This is a genomic window from Paenibacillus sp. CB74, assembly GCF_055687625.1.
In genome coordinates this window covers 6,289,736-6,305,479 of record NZ_CM146009.1, presented here as the reverse complement: position 1 = coordinate 6,305,479, position 15,744 = coordinate 6,289,736, and the positions used below count along the sequence as shown (strand labels likewise).

14 protein-coding genes are annotated in these 15,744 nt (G+C 46.0%); 4 read left to right on the top strand and 10 right to left on the bottom strand.

Translation table 11 applies throughout. The features are described 5' to 3' along the window. Window positions 1-19 precede the first annotated feature (19 nt). From ACX9NY_RS27800 to ACX9NY_RS27765, 8 genes are all read right to left on the bottom strand, one after another. On the bottom strand, window positions 20-3,826 hold the full coding sequence (locus ACX9NY_RS27800) for a type I polyketide synthase (RefSeq protein ID WP_472476242.1): 3,807 nt from the start codon (window positions 3,824-3,826) through the stop codon (window positions 20-22). 4 nt (window positions 3,827-3,830) lie between these two features. Then, window positions 3,831-4,700, bottom strand: coding sequence for a phosphopantetheine-binding protein (locus tag ACX9NY_RS27795; RefSeq protein WP_472476240.1), 870 nt, complete (start codon window positions 4,698-4,700; stop codon window positions 3,831-3,833). 26 nt (window positions 4,701-4,726) lie between these two features. Continuing rightward, window positions 4,727-5,443, bottom strand: coding sequence for a thioesterase II family protein (locus tag ACX9NY_RS27790; RefSeq protein ID WP_472476238.1), 717 nt, complete (start codon window positions 5,441-5,443; stop codon window positions 4,727-4,729). Window positions 5,444-5,459: 16 nt separating this feature from the next. Continuing rightward, a complete protein-coding gene (locus tag ACX9NY_RS27785) occupies window positions 5,460-6,455 on the bottom strand; it encodes a 3-oxoacyl-ACP synthase III family protein (protein WP_472476236.1) in 996 nt (331 codons plus the stop codon). A gap of 297 nt (window positions 6,456-6,752) precedes the next feature. Next, window positions 6,753-7,274 (bottom strand): antiterminator LoaP, encoded by a 522-nt coding sequence (gene loaP, locus ACX9NY_RS27780; RefSeq protein WP_472476234.1) that lies wholly within the window; start codon window positions 7,272-7,274, stop codon window positions 6,753-6,755. Between the two features lie 287 nt (window positions 7,275-7,561). Next, complete coding sequence (locus ACX9NY_RS27775) at window positions 7,562-8,011, bottom strand: nuclear transport factor 2 family protein (RefSeq protein WP_339237911.1); 450 nt, start codon at window positions 8,009-8,011, stop codon at window positions 7,562-7,564. 181 nt (window positions 8,012-8,192) lie between these two features. Further along, window positions 8,193-8,597: an RrF2 family transcriptional regulator gene (locus ACX9NY_RS27770; protein ID WP_472476232.1), complete on the bottom strand. Its 405-nt coding sequence runs from the start codon at window positions 8,595-8,597 to the stop codon at window positions 8,193-8,195. A gap of 106 nt (window positions 8,598-8,703) precedes the next feature. Then, on the bottom strand, window positions 8,704-9,543 hold the full coding sequence (locus ACX9NY_RS27765; RefSeq protein ID WP_253441065.1) for an AraC family transcriptional regulator: 840 nt from the start codon (window positions 9,541-9,543) through the stop codon (window positions 8,704-8,706). Window positions 9,544-9,661: 118 nt separating this feature from the next. Here ACX9NY_RS27765 and ACX9NY_RS27760 point away from each other — a divergent pair, with 118 nt between their 5' ends. Both ACX9NY_RS27760 and ACX9NY_RS27755 read left to right on the top strand, forming a co-directional pair. Continuing rightward, window positions 9,662-10,666: a Gfo/Idh/MocA family protein gene (locus tag ACX9NY_RS27760; protein ID WP_253441067.1), complete on the top strand. Its 1,005-nt coding sequence runs from the start codon at window positions 9,662-9,664 to the stop codon at window positions 10,664-10,666. 20 nt (window positions 10,667-10,686) lie between these two features. Continuing rightward, complete coding sequence (locus ACX9NY_RS27755) at window positions 10,687-11,634, top strand: aldo/keto reductase (RefSeq protein ID WP_472476229.1); 948 nt, start codon at window positions 10,687-10,689, stop codon at window positions 11,632-11,634. Between the two features lie 273 nt (window positions 11,635-11,907). Here ACX9NY_RS27755 and ACX9NY_RS27750 read toward each other — a convergent pair whose 3' ends face one another. Further along, the gene (locus tag ACX9NY_RS27750; RefSeq protein WP_472476227.1) at window positions 11,908-12,927 is read right to left on the bottom strand and encodes a Gfo/Idh/MocA family protein; all 1,020 of its coding nucleotides are present in this window, start codon (window positions 12,925-12,927) and stop codon (window positions 11,908-11,910) included. 85 nt (window positions 12,928-13,012) lie between these two features. Beyond that, window positions 13,013-13,789 carry a sugar phosphate isomerase/epimerase family protein gene (locus ACX9NY_RS27745; protein ID WP_472476225.1) on the bottom strand — a complete coding sequence of 259 codons (777 nt, stop codon included), beginning with the start codon at window positions 13,787-13,789 and terminating at the stop codon, window positions 13,013-13,015. A gap of 197 nt (window positions 13,790-13,986) precedes the next feature. Between ACX9NY_RS27745 and ACX9NY_RS27740 the strand changes: the two genes are divergently transcribed. Both ACX9NY_RS27740 and ACX9NY_RS27735 read left to right on the top strand, forming a co-directional pair. After that, on the top strand, window positions 13,987-14,814 hold the full coding sequence (locus ACX9NY_RS27740) for an AraC family transcriptional regulator (RefSeq protein WP_339305503.1): 828 nt from the start codon (window positions 13,987-13,989) through the stop codon (window positions 14,812-14,814). 226 nt (window positions 14,815-15,040) lie between these two features. Further along, complete coding sequence (locus ACX9NY_RS27735) at window positions 15,041-15,742, top strand: response regulator transcription factor (protein ID WP_339305501.1); 702 nt, start codon at window positions 15,041-15,043, stop codon at window positions 15,740-15,742. Window positions 15,743-15,744: the final 2 nt, after the last annotated feature.

Here is a 15,744-nt window from a genome sequence, read left to right as displayed (position 1 = left end):
TGTATCGTCCCCTTACATATCAGATATGTTTTAATCCTTTGAGCATATCCTCCATGCTGATCTTGCCATCTTCCAACTGATCAAAAAGAGAATGGACCTCCTCGTCCAGCGCAATTGAAGCACCTACTGGCTCCTCTGCTTGTTTCTTCTCCTGTGAATGGCCTGTTTTATCAGCCAGATATCCACCCAATCGGTGCACAGACGGATGTTCGAACAGATCTGCGACAACGAGTACTCCCGGGTACTGACGGTCAAGTTGTGCATACATTTGTTTCACCAGAATCGAGTCAGCTCCGAGTTCGAAGAAACTGTCATGGATATCAATTTCATGAAAGCCCAGAATAGCCTGGCACACATCTGCAACCTGTCTCTCCCATGGCGTGTATTCTCCGTTATCCGCACCATTCAGCACGGTATCCTGTCGGGACACACTTTGCGGGGTCACTGGCGCTGGCGCCTTCGGTGATGAGGCTCTCTGTAGACGTGAATCAATCCAGCTCTCCACTTCAGGAGAAAGTCTAAACGGATAGTTCCGAATCATCTTCAACATGCCACGGTCTGTTGACATCTGTCCTATTAATACACGTTCGATCTGTCGTCCTTCCACCTGATCCAGCCAGGTCAGAGCCTCTTTATTGGTCATGGCTTTGAAAAGGGTGTCTACGCCGTAGCCAGTTGCGGCAGCTGCGCCTGTTTCTTTCCAGGTTGACCAGTTGACCGTCATTGTTCCGTCCATCTCTTGGTTGCGATAGGTTGCATAAGCATCCTGGTACGCATTGGCAGCTACATAATCAGCCTGGCCCGGCCCGCTAAATATCGTTGCAATGGATGAAAACATCACAAAAAAGTCTGGATTGTCCTCTCTGGTGAGTTGATCCACGATCTGGGTTCCTTGCACTTTAGGGCGTAATACTTGTTCAGCTTCTTCTATCGTTCTGTCCTTAAGCGGATGATCTCCACCTACAGCAACCCCCGCTCCATGAATGACACCTGCAATACGACCATATTGCTGACGAAGTTCACTCAGAATCACTCGCATGGAAGCTTCGTCTGAAATATCTGCTTGGTAAGGAAGAACTGTCGCTCCGGCAGCCTCCATGTGTTGTACAGCTTCGATTTTCCGAGCTGACACGTCGTTGGATGATGCAGCTACAATGCTATCCCATTCTTCTCGTGCGGGAAGCGAGGTTCTGTTCACCAGTGCGAGTGTAATTCCCGGGTATCGCTCCGCGAGTTGTAGTCCAAGCTCCAGCCCAATACCGCCCAGTCCGCCAGTAATGAGATATAATCCGTCTTTGCGAATGTTGTAGTTCCATTTAGGATACGCAATCGGGTCCAGCGCTCCAAACTGCTGAATGTACCGCGCACCTGCACGATAAGCTACACCATAATCATCACTTTCGTGATCCAGTTCGGCCACAATATCCTGGAGCGAGGTCTCCGCATCCACTTGGATGGAACGGCATTGCAGACGTGAATCTTCTTTGCGTCCTGCCAGACCCAGCCCAAACATCAGGGCAGCCTGAGGAAATACATGTTCTTCGGTTCCCGTTATCGAGTGGATTGGATTCGTCAACAACACCAGGTCAACAGGCTCAAGCGATTGGGCACCTATCATTTCCTGAAGAAGATAGAAAAATGGATGAAAGGACTGATCCTGTTGAATATAGATAATCCGGTTAATTGTCAATTCATCCAGATGAGCCCACAATTGTTCCATGCTCTCACGCTGGTCTGAAATGACATACTCCTCGGAAGATACTTGAAGGAACGAAGGTCCATTAAACACTTCAATAACCTCATGCCCCTGCTGCTGTAGTGCCTTACGAAGAGATAGATCTTCTCTTTTTCCCTCTCTTTTATCGTCCCTAAAAATAACGATATGACCTTCTGATAACTTCCGAGCGGAATTACGTTCCGGTTCAGGAACCCAACCCAACTCATAATGGTGTATGTTCTCCATAGCGATCGCATCCGTCTTGGCTAGGGAAGGAGGAGCAGATAGCTCAATCCAGCAGCGATGAGCTTCAAATGGATACGTCGGGATGCTGATGCGACGAACATCCTCACCTGAATACAGGCTTGGCCAGCTTACCTCCCCACCCCCAAGATAGGTTTCACAATGAGCGGTTAAATGCAGCTGACTGGACTCCGGGACTGACTGCTCTCGAATGGAATCCACTCCGCCCTCTTCAAGTTCAATTAGTTGCGCGAGCAACTCCTCTTTGCTTGAAGCAATCTGTACCAGACGGTGTTCATAATGCGTCCGGGATGTGCCTGCCGTGTAACATATATCGGCTAACGAGTGATCGGTTGTTTTCAGATATTTCGTATATTTGGATATATATTGTTGCAGGGCTTGAAGCGTCTTGGCTGAAAGAGGGAAAAGGTATTCCCGCATCTCAGTCTCGCTGCTCGTTTCCACTGCACCCGCCTGCTCCAGAATAAGATGACAATTGGTACCGCTGAAACCAAATGCACTGACTCCCATTCGCACAGGTTCACCCGCAGCAGGCCAGATCCGGTTACGTGTATTTACATACACAGGTGTGCCACTAAAATCAATATTGCGATTCGGGCGATCGAAATGCTGCACCGCAGGTAAAATCCCTTTTTTCAAGGACAATACGGATTTCACAAGTCCGGTAATCCCGGCACTCTCATACAAATGTCCAATATTGGACTTCACCGAACCGATGGCACAAAATTGCCTCTTATCGGTGTATTGCTCAAAGGCTCCCTTAATGCCATCGATTTCAATCGGATCTCCCAAGACCGTCCCGGTTCCATGGGTTTCAATATAAGCGATACTTTCCGGATCGACCCCCGCCGCTTTCCACGCCTTCACAATGACCTCACTCTGGGCTCTGGCGTTCGGCGCTGTAATCCCCATCGAGTTTCCGTCCTGGTTAATGGCACTGCCCTTAATGACCGCATACACCTGGTCCTTGTCCTTGATGGCATCCTGAAGTGTTTTCAGCATAATGACCGCCGCACCTTCGCCTATTCCGGAACCATCTGAGCTATCATCAAAGGGGCGTGTCATGCCATTTGATGATTCAATGCCCATTCGATAGTAGTCCTTGTCCAGCGGAAGCACGTTGAGTTTTACGCCTCCTGCCAGCGCCATGTCACACTCACCCAAACGAATGGCATTACAGGCATGATGAACTGCAACCAAAGATGAAGAACAGGCTGTATCCACCACCATACTCGGTCCTCTCAGATCAAGTAGGTAGGATAAACGGCTGGGTAAAATACAGGATAAATTGCCTGTGACCGAGATCGGCAGAGACTGTGGCTCCACATCATGAATCATCTCTTTATACCGATAACCTTCCAGATCGGACACCAGTCCAACGTATACTCCTGTATTGCTTCCCGCCAGCTTCTCACTGGTATATCCTCCATCTTCAAAAGCGGCCCATGCCGTCTCCATAAAGATACGTTGAGCCGGGTTCATCAAACTGGCTTCTTTCGGTGTAAATCGAAAAAAAGGATAATCAAAGGTATCAATATGTTCCAGATAAGAGCCATCCAAGTATTTGCTGTCTTCACCAGGGTTCATTTTACGTGAGATGTAATTATCGGCATCCTGGCGTCGCTGCTCCGGCAGATCCCTAGTACAATCCAGACCATGCAGCAGGTTATCCCAGAACTGCTCCGCATCATCTGCCAAGGGCATACGAACACTGAGCCCAACGATCGCGATATCACCCGGACGGGTGGTAGCTGGAGTTGCCATTGGTGGAAGCTGACTAGACGACTCCGCCTGAGTTGTGTCACGAATACCCAGTTCACTGAAATCCATCAGTTTGTTTTTCATTGTTTTATCCCCTTTCAGCCGCTGGGCGGAGACTTTCAATCACTTTGGCAAGCATTTGATCATAGGTTCTGAAAAAAAGATTCCATTGAACGGTATTCATTCGGGGTTTACAATACAGCGTTACCACCATATTTCGTTTTTCATTTTGAATTTCACAGATGACATCAAACAGTTCCTCCAGCGCCCCCCTGCCCCCACTGACATAATCGGCCTCGTAGAATAGCGGACGGATGGCGTCATGTTGCGATTTCATCCCTGTTCTCACCAAATCCTGAATATGATGGCCAGGCTGTTCGTCTGCTGAATGTAAAGTTTGTTTGGCTACTTCAAATAACTCATTGAAATCCTGCACCTCTTGCACATCCAGTGAGATGGAACTGATATGGTTCATGCGATAAATCAGGGTATAGACCGTAAGTTGCGGCTGATTGCCAATCTCCGTCAACAGATATGCAAACAAAGACCACAACCATTCTACAGGCGTGCAGCCTGCATTTTTGGACAAGTTTCTAATTTCATTGAAGCGCTCCTTCTCGATCCGGAATTCATATCGATGGTCTTGAAGAGCCTGTCCTGCATGCTGCATATAATCCAAAGGAACAGGATATGCTTCCAGTTCCATGCCTTCCTGGTCTGCGATGAATTTGGCAAGTCTCGAGATCGTGGGATAGGCAAACATATTGGTTAACGTGATCTGAGCCGGATATAATTTTTCAAGTTGATTATAGATCTGGGCAAGAAGCAATGAATCGCTCCCTAAGTCAAAAAAATTAATTGTGGTTGTGACTCCCGCATCAGCTCCCAGTACAACATGAAATACGTCCAGTATGGTTGCTTCCAGCTGTTCAATTGATGTAATCTGCCGTTGATTCATTGGACACCTCACCTCGGTATAGGATTCTACTCCATATAACTTGTTAATGTCTGATTGATCGTGCTTGTAACCCGATGCATACTGCCTTCAAATAAATAAAAATGCCCCCCTTTGTATATCCGGGCGGCACTTCCTTGTTCCGTATAACCTCTCCAGCGTTCTGCACAATCCAGAATATAGCCTTCATCCTCTGCTCCGTTCAGTATCGTAATATCACATTGCAGCTTATAAGGCTTCTCCTCATAAGTATACGTCTCATTCATCTCCAGATCCTTACGTAATACGGGGATAAACATATCCATCAGTTGCTGGTTCTCAAAGAACTCATCCGGTGTACCGCCCATTTCCTTAATGCGGTCTATGAACTGTCCTTCGGGTAAATGGTAATAGACCTGTTCTTTTTTATAATCCGGTGTTTCTCGCCCAGAAAAAAACATGTGTATCGGTTTCCTAAACTGCTCTTCATGCATTTTGTTATACAGTTCATAAATAATCAGACTTCCTAGACTATGTCCAAATAGGGCATATGGCTCCTCATCTGGCAAATCGCGAGCTATATACTCAAATACATCATCTACACTCTGCTGAATACTTTCATAGAGCGGCTTGGAGAATTTCAATCCTCGTCCTGCAAGTTCAACAGGAGTCAGCACGATAGATTCGGATAACCCTTTTTTCCATTTGTTATATATTGATGCTGACCCTCCTGCATAAGGAACACAATATAATCGCATCTTGGCCATATAATCTCCTCTCCACTTACACGATTTCTCCCCATCTGATCGCTGTAGCGCAATAATACGTTCCAGCTCCAGCCCCAACCAACACGACCCGATCACCCGTTTTCAGTGTGCCTTGATTCACAGCCTCGGCCACTGCAATTGGCAAGCAGGCGTTAGAGGTGTACCCGTATTTCTCCATCGTCATATAGGCCTTTTCTTGCGGGATACCCAAGGCAACGGCCAGTTCTCTAATCAGATTACTGTTTGTTTGTGGGAAGATGAACAGATCCACTTCTCCTATATTCCATTTTACTTTGCGCAAAAGACGGTTCACGAGCCGCGGGATACCCCTGACCAATTGTTCGTATAAATATCGGCCATTGGATGTGTATACGGAAACAGATCCGTCAGAAATCTGTCCATAATGAACAGGCAGTGTTCCGTAACTGATATCTTCCATATTCTCGTGATGCATAATTCCGTTCAGAAAAACGCTGTGATAGGCGTCATGCTCATCTAGTTCCTGTAAAACAAATGCCCCTGCTCCATCCCCTACACTGGAACACGCTGCTCGATCCTGCCAATCCGTTACTTTCGAATAGGTATCTGCGCCGATGACCAAAATATTGCTTATATCTTCTTCAGCCTGAAACGTATAAAACGCATTCATTAATCCATAGCTGAATCCGGCACAGCCCGCACGGAGATCCAGACAAATGGCTTGGTCTGCTCCGAGCTTTTCCTTCACGATAGCGGACGGATGAGGTATTAAGCGATCCGGTGTGAAGGTCGCCATAATAATCATGTCTATATCTTCGACATCAATCGCAGCCTGTTCTATAGCTTGTCTCGCAGCTTTCAAGCCCAAATCGCTGGTGTACTCATGCTCGTGCGCAATTCTTCGTTCACGAATTCCAAGATTATGGTAGATCCAGCCCGCATTTGCGTTAATGTCCATGGCCTCCAGCCCCTGATTCGTTAACACGGATTCCGGCACATACATGCCAATACCCCGAATGGTCATTTGTCTCATGCAACACGTCTTCCTTTCCTGAATCCAAGGTAAGCAGCCCTCTCTGAAAACAATAAATTTCCTGAAGACAACAAAAAAACAGTTCAGCCACTTGTTTGCGCTATACTGTCACATAAATACCTTATTCAACAAAATGTAGGGATGACTGCTCCAACGTACATAGCTTCGCCCTGTCGATACACGTGGGTGTATTTCAGCGTTTATGCATATGACTCCTTTGGTTGCATAATGTGCCTAAGCTTCATTCTGCTCCTCCGGTTTTGGTTGTCGTAAGTGACCATAACATATCTGAGTACCTTATCGTTTTTCTTGTGCTGCATATAAAATTTCAACACCCAAATCAACTAATTTAGGTTCATCATTGCCTGTTAGATGAAGCCACACCTTTGCTCTGCGTGTATGCTTGTCAATCTTCTTAATGATGCCTTCGTGTCCCATCAACGGACCATCCAGCACCACAACTTTCGTATTTTCCATATATACGGTTGAATAATCGATAATATCTTCCGGATTGATGAGGTTTAGCAATGTGGTCATTTCATGATCCGGGATTGGCGTGCAGCTTGCATTGGTTCCCAGCATTTTAATGATATGAGGAATAGAACAGATTAAGTGGTATGTTTCGGCGGTCATGTTGACTTGAATCAATACATAGCCAGGAAAGACTTTTTTGGTACAGGCTTCAAAAATACCTGATTTCTTCTCCGGAACTTTTCTCTTGGGGATTAAAACTCGGATGGAGGTTCCTAGATACATATGTAGGTATTTCCTAATGACTTCTTCGCTTCCTGTATGTACAAACAATGCGTACCAGTTCATGGCATCATCCTCTGATTAACAAATTAGCCAAGCGGAAATATACATATCGATATGAAAGAATTAAATCCCTAAGTTTCAATTTGTGTAATAAAATGTAATTGTTTTGTTGTAAGTATCTTAACTCATGACTTTTGGAACGTCAATGCTATTAATTCAATTTTATGTAAAATAACCTTACAATTCACATAAAACACTCACATTTTGTCTCCTATTCAACTCGTCTTCACTGTAACCAAAAAAACACTTACAGCACCAAACATCTGTAAGTGTTTTTGTTCATCCTTATCCTATTCAAACAGGTCCAGACGGAGACGTTTCAGACTTGTATGTTTGATGTACCATTGGCCGTCGATTTTGACAAAAGTTTCGTGGTAGTGCCCAAATCCGTGGAAGGATTTGTTCTCATTGCCCTCCGGGAACGTCACCCAATCTTCCATTGGGGAGATAACCTTCGCTTCATTCTCGGATACGAATTCAACTTCCGCGCTATGAACATGATGTACGGTTACGGCAACATCCACCAGATCACGGAATACTTGTACGATGGTGTCGCGACCTGTTAATACCGGGATTGGATTGCCTTCTGTGCTAAAATCGGCCACTGCATCGGGGGCAAACACATCACCCAAGATGTCCCATTGTTTCGTATCAATATAGCGGCAATAACGCGCCTTGGTGTTCCGAATGTTTTCCAGCGCAAGCAATTGTTCCAGTCCTGTGATCGTTGATTGGCTCATGTGTTGTCCCTCCAGAGATGTAAAATGTGATATAAGATCGGATCAATTATGTATGCACCTATACCTTCCTTATTGTACCATTCGACTTCTATTAGGCACAACGATACAAAAAAATCTTCCCTTACCTCTTGTGAGGTTGAGGAAAGATCTGGATATACCTATGGTAGACGAGTTAATCCCATCAATTCAAGCCCCTTTTCATCTGGGAAGCGAGTTCTGACATTTTCTTATTGTTCAGGAAACTCTCCATCTCTTCTTCCGCCTGAACCATTACCTGCTGGATCAAACAGCCTGCGTTATGATTCTGGGAACATTCGAACAGGGATGCCTGACCTTCAATCGCATGAATGATCTCCAGGAAAGAAGGATCAGGATTTTTACGACTAAGCCGATAACCACCATTGGCACCGGATGTGGATTCGATCATACCCGCCTTAACCAATTTGGTCAAAATTTTAGACAGGTAGGTTGGTGATACCTTCTGCAATTCTGCAAGTTGGTGAACACTAACCAGTTGCTCAGGGGCAGTGCTTACAAGATGAAGCATGGTATGCAAAGCATAATTTGTTGCTTTTGAATATTTCATGAGGGCACCTCATTATACACGGATTTAATTTATCCATAATAGACTTGATTGGGCTCTCTGTCAAACTACTACACTTCAAGCGCTGACAACATCGAAAGGATACGAGTTAATTGTGATACAATCCGCGATAATCCGTAGGTGTCATCCCCTCATGAGCCATAAACTGGCGGTTAAAATAACTGGCATTGGGATATCCCGCTTCCTCTGCAATCTGTCCAATGTTGGCCGAGGGCCGTTCCAGTAACCATTGCTTCGCCATCTGTAGTCGTGAACGAGTGATAAACTCCATAGGTGTCATCTCTACAGCACTCTTGAACATCTTGCAAAAGTAATACGAACTCACACCTGCAAGATCTGCCCAGTCCTGTAACAGGAAAGGTTGACAAGCCTCTTGCTGCATCTGTGGAAGAAGCGCAAGTACCCGACTCTCCGCCTTACTTGTGGTACGTGTATTCTTCAAAGGTACCGCATGCTGCACGAACTCGGCGAGTACGGAATAGGTCAATGTGGATAGCTGAGCCGGACGCAGCATGGTATTCTGTTCCGCTTCAGTCAGCAAGGCCAGATGAGCCTCTTCCCAAGAGCTGCGCTGCCGCAATGTCCATAACAGATTACGATGTAACCCCCGTTCAATCATATAATCATGCAGACGTTCACCGTAAAAATGAACCCATCGTACATCCCATGGATCATCTTCACTACTATAATAATGTTGTCGCTGCTGCGGGAAATAAAGTACGGCCTGACCTGCACGAAGTTCATGCTCTACCCCGTCCACTTCCACATATCCCTTGCCCGAAGCAACATAGTGAATATTAAAATTGTTCAGCACACCTGCCTCCCGTAATACGGAATGCTGGGGATGATCCATATAGTGTCCAACGGATTCGGGATAACAAAAATATGGAATATCCTGCAGGGTAAGCAATACGGTTTGTCTCATCATAGCCGGTTCTCCTTGATCAACAATATTGTGTTAACTAAATTCAATATATTATCATTTTAATTCATTGGTCTATTCATTATAATCACAATATACATTTATACACAGGAGGATACAACACATGAATTCAGTTCAAAAATTGCGTTGGGGCATTCTTGGTAGCGCTAGCATTGCTGTGGAATCCGTCATTCCTGGCTTGCAGCAATCCGAGTTGAATGAAGTAACCGCGATTGCCAGTCGAGACGAACATAAAGCCAAACAAACGGCCGAACAACTTGGGATCGACAAGGCTTATGGCAGTTATGAAGCTTTGCTCGCTGACGATTCCATTGATGCCGTATATATCCCACTGCCGAATCATCTGCATCGGGAATGGACGATCCGGGCTGCAGAAGCAGGCAAACATATTTTGTGCGAAAAACCACTGGCTCTGACAGAGCAGGAAGCTCAGGAGATGGTTCAAGCTTGTGCAGATGCAGGTGTGCATCTCGCGGAAGCATTCATGTACCGTCATCATCCACGTTATGAGCAGATCAGGGATATCATCGCCAGCGGTGAGATCGGTGAGATCCGTGGTATTCACAGCACATTTTCATTTAATAACTCCAATGCATCCGGCAATGTCCGCTTTCGGAAGGAGTGGGGTGGAGGTGCACTGTATGATATCGGATGTTATTCCATCAGCGTAGCACGTCTGCTACTTGGTCAGGAACCAAACGCAGTTACCGTTATTGGCATGTTCTCCCCACAGCATGATCAGGTCGATATGATGGCTTCCGGATTGCTGGAATTCGATAATCACGTTGGTGTGACGTTTGACAGCAGCATGTGGGCAGCCTTCCGCAACACGCTCGAAGTTCTAGGTTCTGATGGCATCATTGAGGTACCATCGGCCTTTATCGGTCGTCAGGATCGCAGTTCCAACTTCTATGTAACGGCTGGCGGTGAACGCAAAGAGATTGAAGTTCCGCAAGTGAACCACTACTCTCTGCAGGGAGATGACATGGCACGTGCCGTACTTCAAGGCAAGGATCTGCGCTTCGCCCCTTCCGATGCAGTAGCTAATATGAAAGTGCTGGAAGCTTGCCTTCGTTCAGCGGAAGAACGTACACGAATTACACTATAATTGAGAGGATGAACTGACTTATGGAATATATCGAAATTGCTGGTGCAGGTAAACGCGTCTCCAGATTGATTAAAGGAACCGATTATTTCGTGCATAGTGCTTACGATAAAGCAGCTACGAACATGGATGCTTTTCTGTCGATTGGCGGTAACACTGTCGATACAGCACATATTTATTGTGGTGGACAGAGTGAAGAAGTCCTTGGTCGTTATATGAAGGAACGCGGTAACCGTGACCAGATCGTCATTCTTACCAAAGGCGCGCATCATGACCAGAATGGACCACGCGTGAACGCTGATGCCATCCGCAGTGACTTGATGGAAAGTCTGGAGCGTCTTCAGACAGATCATGTAGAGATGTATGCGTTGCACCGGGATGACCCAAATATGCCTGTCGGTGTTATTCTTGAAGCATTAAACGAACATATTGATTCCGGCAAAATCGGCGCAATTGGCGCCTCCAACTGGACCTGGCAGCGTCTCGAGGAAGCCAATGCGTACGCTGCGGCAAATGGCTTGAAGGGCTTCACATTCAGCAGTCCGAACCTCAGTCTCGCCAAAGCAAACGAACCTTTCTGGGCAGGCTGTGTGTCGGCAGATGCAGAGACACTGGCATGGCATGAGCAAACCAAGCTGCCATTGCTATCCTGGTCCTCCCAAGCGCGTGGTTTCTTCACGGGAAGATTCACACCTGAAGTTCGCGATAACGAAGATCTGGTGCGTGTATTCTACAGTGATGGCAACTGGGAACGGTTACGCCGGGCTGAACAATTGGCTAATTCGAAGCAAACATCACCTATTCAGATTGCACTCGCTTATGTATTGAATCAGGCGTTCCCAACCTGTGCCCTGATCGGTGCTCAGAATCAGGCGGAACTGCTCTCCTGTGACGAAGGGTCCCGCATCACGCTGACTCCTGCTGAAATCGCATGGCTGGATCTGGGAAGTGATGTACCTGCTGGCATCTAAAGAGAGCTAGACATTCTATCATTTTTAAAATAATGACTCTAAGAGGCTGATTATCCGCGATAGCGCGGATAATCAGCCTTTTCTGTTGTGTAAAAAAAACGATCCAATATTGTAAACCCTATTGCACAATTACTGTATACTGTTCTCTTTCACTCTCTCGGTTGGAGACAAATATAGAAGGACTTACCTCAGAACAGATCTCTGAAGGTAAGTCCCTTATATCATGGATTAAGACATATAGAATGTTAGAAATTGCACTGTCATTCGTATGGATTAAAGTTTAACGATCTGACCTGTTTTCTCGGATTCGAATGCTGCCAGGATCACTTGCAGGGAACGTAAGCCCTCTTCCCCGGAAATCGCTGGAGGTGTTTGCGTTACAATGGACTCTACAAATGCGTCAATTACACCACTCGGCACTTGTTTCTCGTTAGTAGCCATGGCACCAACTTTGTACGTCTCAACTGTGCCATTGGTCAGCTCAACGATCACTTCATCGCCTTCCACTGTTCCGATCTTCATAACGCCATTCTCACACCACAGCACGGTACTGTTGTCTCCAGCTCTGTATTGCGTCCAACTTGCTACCAGCGTTCCGATCGCACCGCTCTTCATACGCAGCAAACAAGTTGCGTTATCGTCAACTTGAGTACCTTCCTTGTGCAGTGTGCTGATGAAACCAGCCACTTCAGATACTTCATCGTTCAGCAGGTAACGGATGAAGTCGGATTTGTGCACGCCCAGGTCGCCCATCGCGCCCATGATAGCTTCTTCTTTACGGAAGAACCAGCTATCCGCTCCGTCCACACTCCATCCTTCCGGACCCGGGTGGCCAAAAGATGTACGGAAATTCAGGACTTTACCAAGTTTGCCGGAGTCGAGAATTTCTTTTGCTTTGACATGAGGAGGCATCAGACGCTGGTTGTGTCCAACCATCAGATACACGCCATTTTTCTTGGCAGCTTCAATCATTTGCTCGCCTTCTTCAGTGGATACTGCCATTGGTTTCTCAACCAATACATGCTTGCCTGCATTGGCAGCAGCAATCGCCATTGGCGCATGCAGATAGTTCGGCGTACACACACTGACTGCATCCACCGTTTCATTAGCAAGCAATTCTTCGTAACTGGAGTAAGCTTTACCTCCGTAAGTTTCGGCCATTTCTTCCGCACGCTCCACGATCGGATCGGCAAAAGCGACAAGTTCTACGTTCTCATTGGCAGCGTACTCCGGAATATGTCTACGCTGGGCAATGGCTCCACAGCCGAATACAGCAACTTTAATTTTACTCATGTATATAAGTCTCCTTTGACAAATAAGATTCAGCATTTTTCATAATTCGATTCAATTCGCTCTTGGATTAAGCATAAAGCTTAGATTAAAATTGGTTCAGATAGTTCTGTTTCAGCCAGTTGTAGCTATTGGATACGCTCTCAAGCGGCGGATTCTGACATACGTCTTGTTCCACGATCAGCCATTCCACGCCTGCATTCGTAGCGCCTTCAATAACAGCTGGCAGGTCAACCGAACCTTGTCCCAGTTCCAGCGTTTTCATCTGGCCCTGTTCATCTTTGCTGAAGTCCTTCAGATGCAGCAGCGGCAAGCGACCCGCATATTTATTAATATACTCGATCGGATTTTGTCCCGCAAATTGTACCCAACATACGTCCATTTCCACTTTTACCGCTTCCGGTGATGTTTGAGCGAACATGGCGTCAAAGGCATTGGCATCGCCAACCTGACCATGGAATTCAAAATCATGGTTATGGTATCCGAAGATCAATCCTTGCTTCGCTGCTTCAGTTCCATATTGTTGCAATTCGGCGAACAGCTTGGTCCAGCCTTCTGCATTCTCAGGACGATCCTCTGGCATCAGGTAAGGACAAATGATATATTGTGCACCAATTGTTTTCAGGTAATCAATTTGTTTTTGCAAGTCTTCACGCATCGCATGTAGTGAAACGTGACTGCTGAAGCCTTTCAGCCCAAGTTCATCTAGTAGCGCTTTCATTTCCTCAGCTGGAATATCACCATATCCGGCAAACTCCACACCTTCATATCCAAGGGCCGCTACCTTACGCAACGTACCACGAAAATCTGCTGCAGTTTCATCACGGAGTGTAAACAATTGCAAACCAATATTAAGTTTTTTCATGTAGGATACACCTCTGTTCTCAAATTTGCTTTCATTGCTCTATCTGGTTTCATCCTAACGCAAAACAGGCTAGAATGAACATATACAATATAGTCAGAACATGAACTATCTGGTCAAATTTTATTTCCATCATTTTGCATCTATTCAATGTACCCATTTGATTGCATGCAGGATGTACATATTGGGGGATTTTATCTTTGGATACGTTAGAGACATCTGTACTGATCTGTGACTACTCATACCACTATAAAGCGTTCACTCATAATATGAAGGGCGAGCTGCAAACCTATCTGTTCCGTCTGCAGACCGAAGGTTCGTGCAAAGTGTATGTACAGGATGAAGAATTCAGGATGACCAGCGGGGATCTGCTGCTGCTCAAACCTGGCGACGACTATCATCTCGTGGTGGATGAACCACATAAGGAAGGACGCTTGTCCAGCGGAGATTATTATCTGTTCTGCGAGGGCAGTTGGATCGAGAACTGGTGGAAAAGGCAGCAACGTTCTACTGTGAGCCGGATTGGACTTGATGATAAGCTCATCAGCCTGTGGAGAAATATGTTGCTTGAGAAACGCCGCGGACCTCTTGAGGAAAATGCGGAGCTAAAGGATGCGTTACTGCGCGGATTATGTCTATATATTGACCGGGCAATCAAAGAGAATATTCAGACCGATCGGGCGGTTTCCTCTGCGCTGAAGTTAAAACGTTATATTGAGGAGCATGCCACAGTTACGTTCAAGCTTGAGGAAGCAGCACGTTATGCCGGACTCAGCCTGTCCCGTGCAGTCCGTTTATTCAAGGAACATTACAATCAGACCATGATTCAATACGCGATTGAGATCCGTCTGAATGCGGCGTTGGAACGCATGAAATACAGCGAAATGACCCTGGAGCATATTGCCGAATCCTGCGGATTTGCGAGCTACTCCTATTTCCACCGGGTATTCCGGGCGCACTTCGGTGTGTCTCCGGCGGAGTATCTCAAATCCAGACAACACGAGCCTATCGATCTAGAACGTGTATGACGTATTAGTATCAGAAACCCATGACCCTTCAAGCAGGTTCATGGGTTATTTTGATAAGACGAAACTTGTAAACAGCTACTTGTAGTCTCTTGATTAATAAGAATGTTGTTCACTTCAATATTTATGTGACTCCTACAGAACAAGACTGTACAATTATATAGGACATTTATTTCACAAATTTATACATATCCATTCATTTCACATCTATCATACTGGAGCGATACATATGCTAACCCACCCGCGCAAAGTCCTCATCATCGAGGATGAACCGGATATCTCACGTATTTTGCGAGATTATTTGACCAAAAATCAATATGAAGCTGTTGTGGCAGCCACTGGACAAGACGGGCTTCAGATTATGGAGCTTATTCAACCAGATTACATCATTCTGGACATTATGCTTCCGGACATGGACGGGATCGAGGTGTGCCGCGAGATTCGACGGCGCAATAATATCCCCATCCTCATTCTAAGTGCCCGAGGCAGTGATACGGATAAGGTACTTGGTCTTGGTTTTGGCGCAGATGACTATATGACCAAACCCTTCTCCCTAAGTGAATTACTTGCACGAATTAATGCCCACTTTAGACGTTACGACAGCATGACCTCAGACCTGGACAGAACGGATCTACTGCGCCTTGGAAATCTTGTGATCGATAAAAAAGCCTACAAAGTTACATTGAACGGATTGGAAGTGTCTCTGTCTGCCAAGGAATTCGAGTTACTTCATTATCTGGCAAGCCATAAAAATCAGGTATTCTCCAAAGCCCAGTTGCTTGACGCCATCTGGGGTTATGCAACCTATGGTGATGAAAACACCGTAACCGTGTACATTCGCAGACTGCGGGAAAAAATCGAGGAAGACCCCTCACATCCAACTGTTCTAAAGACAGTATGGGGTGTCGGTTACAAGTTCATTTATGAATAATG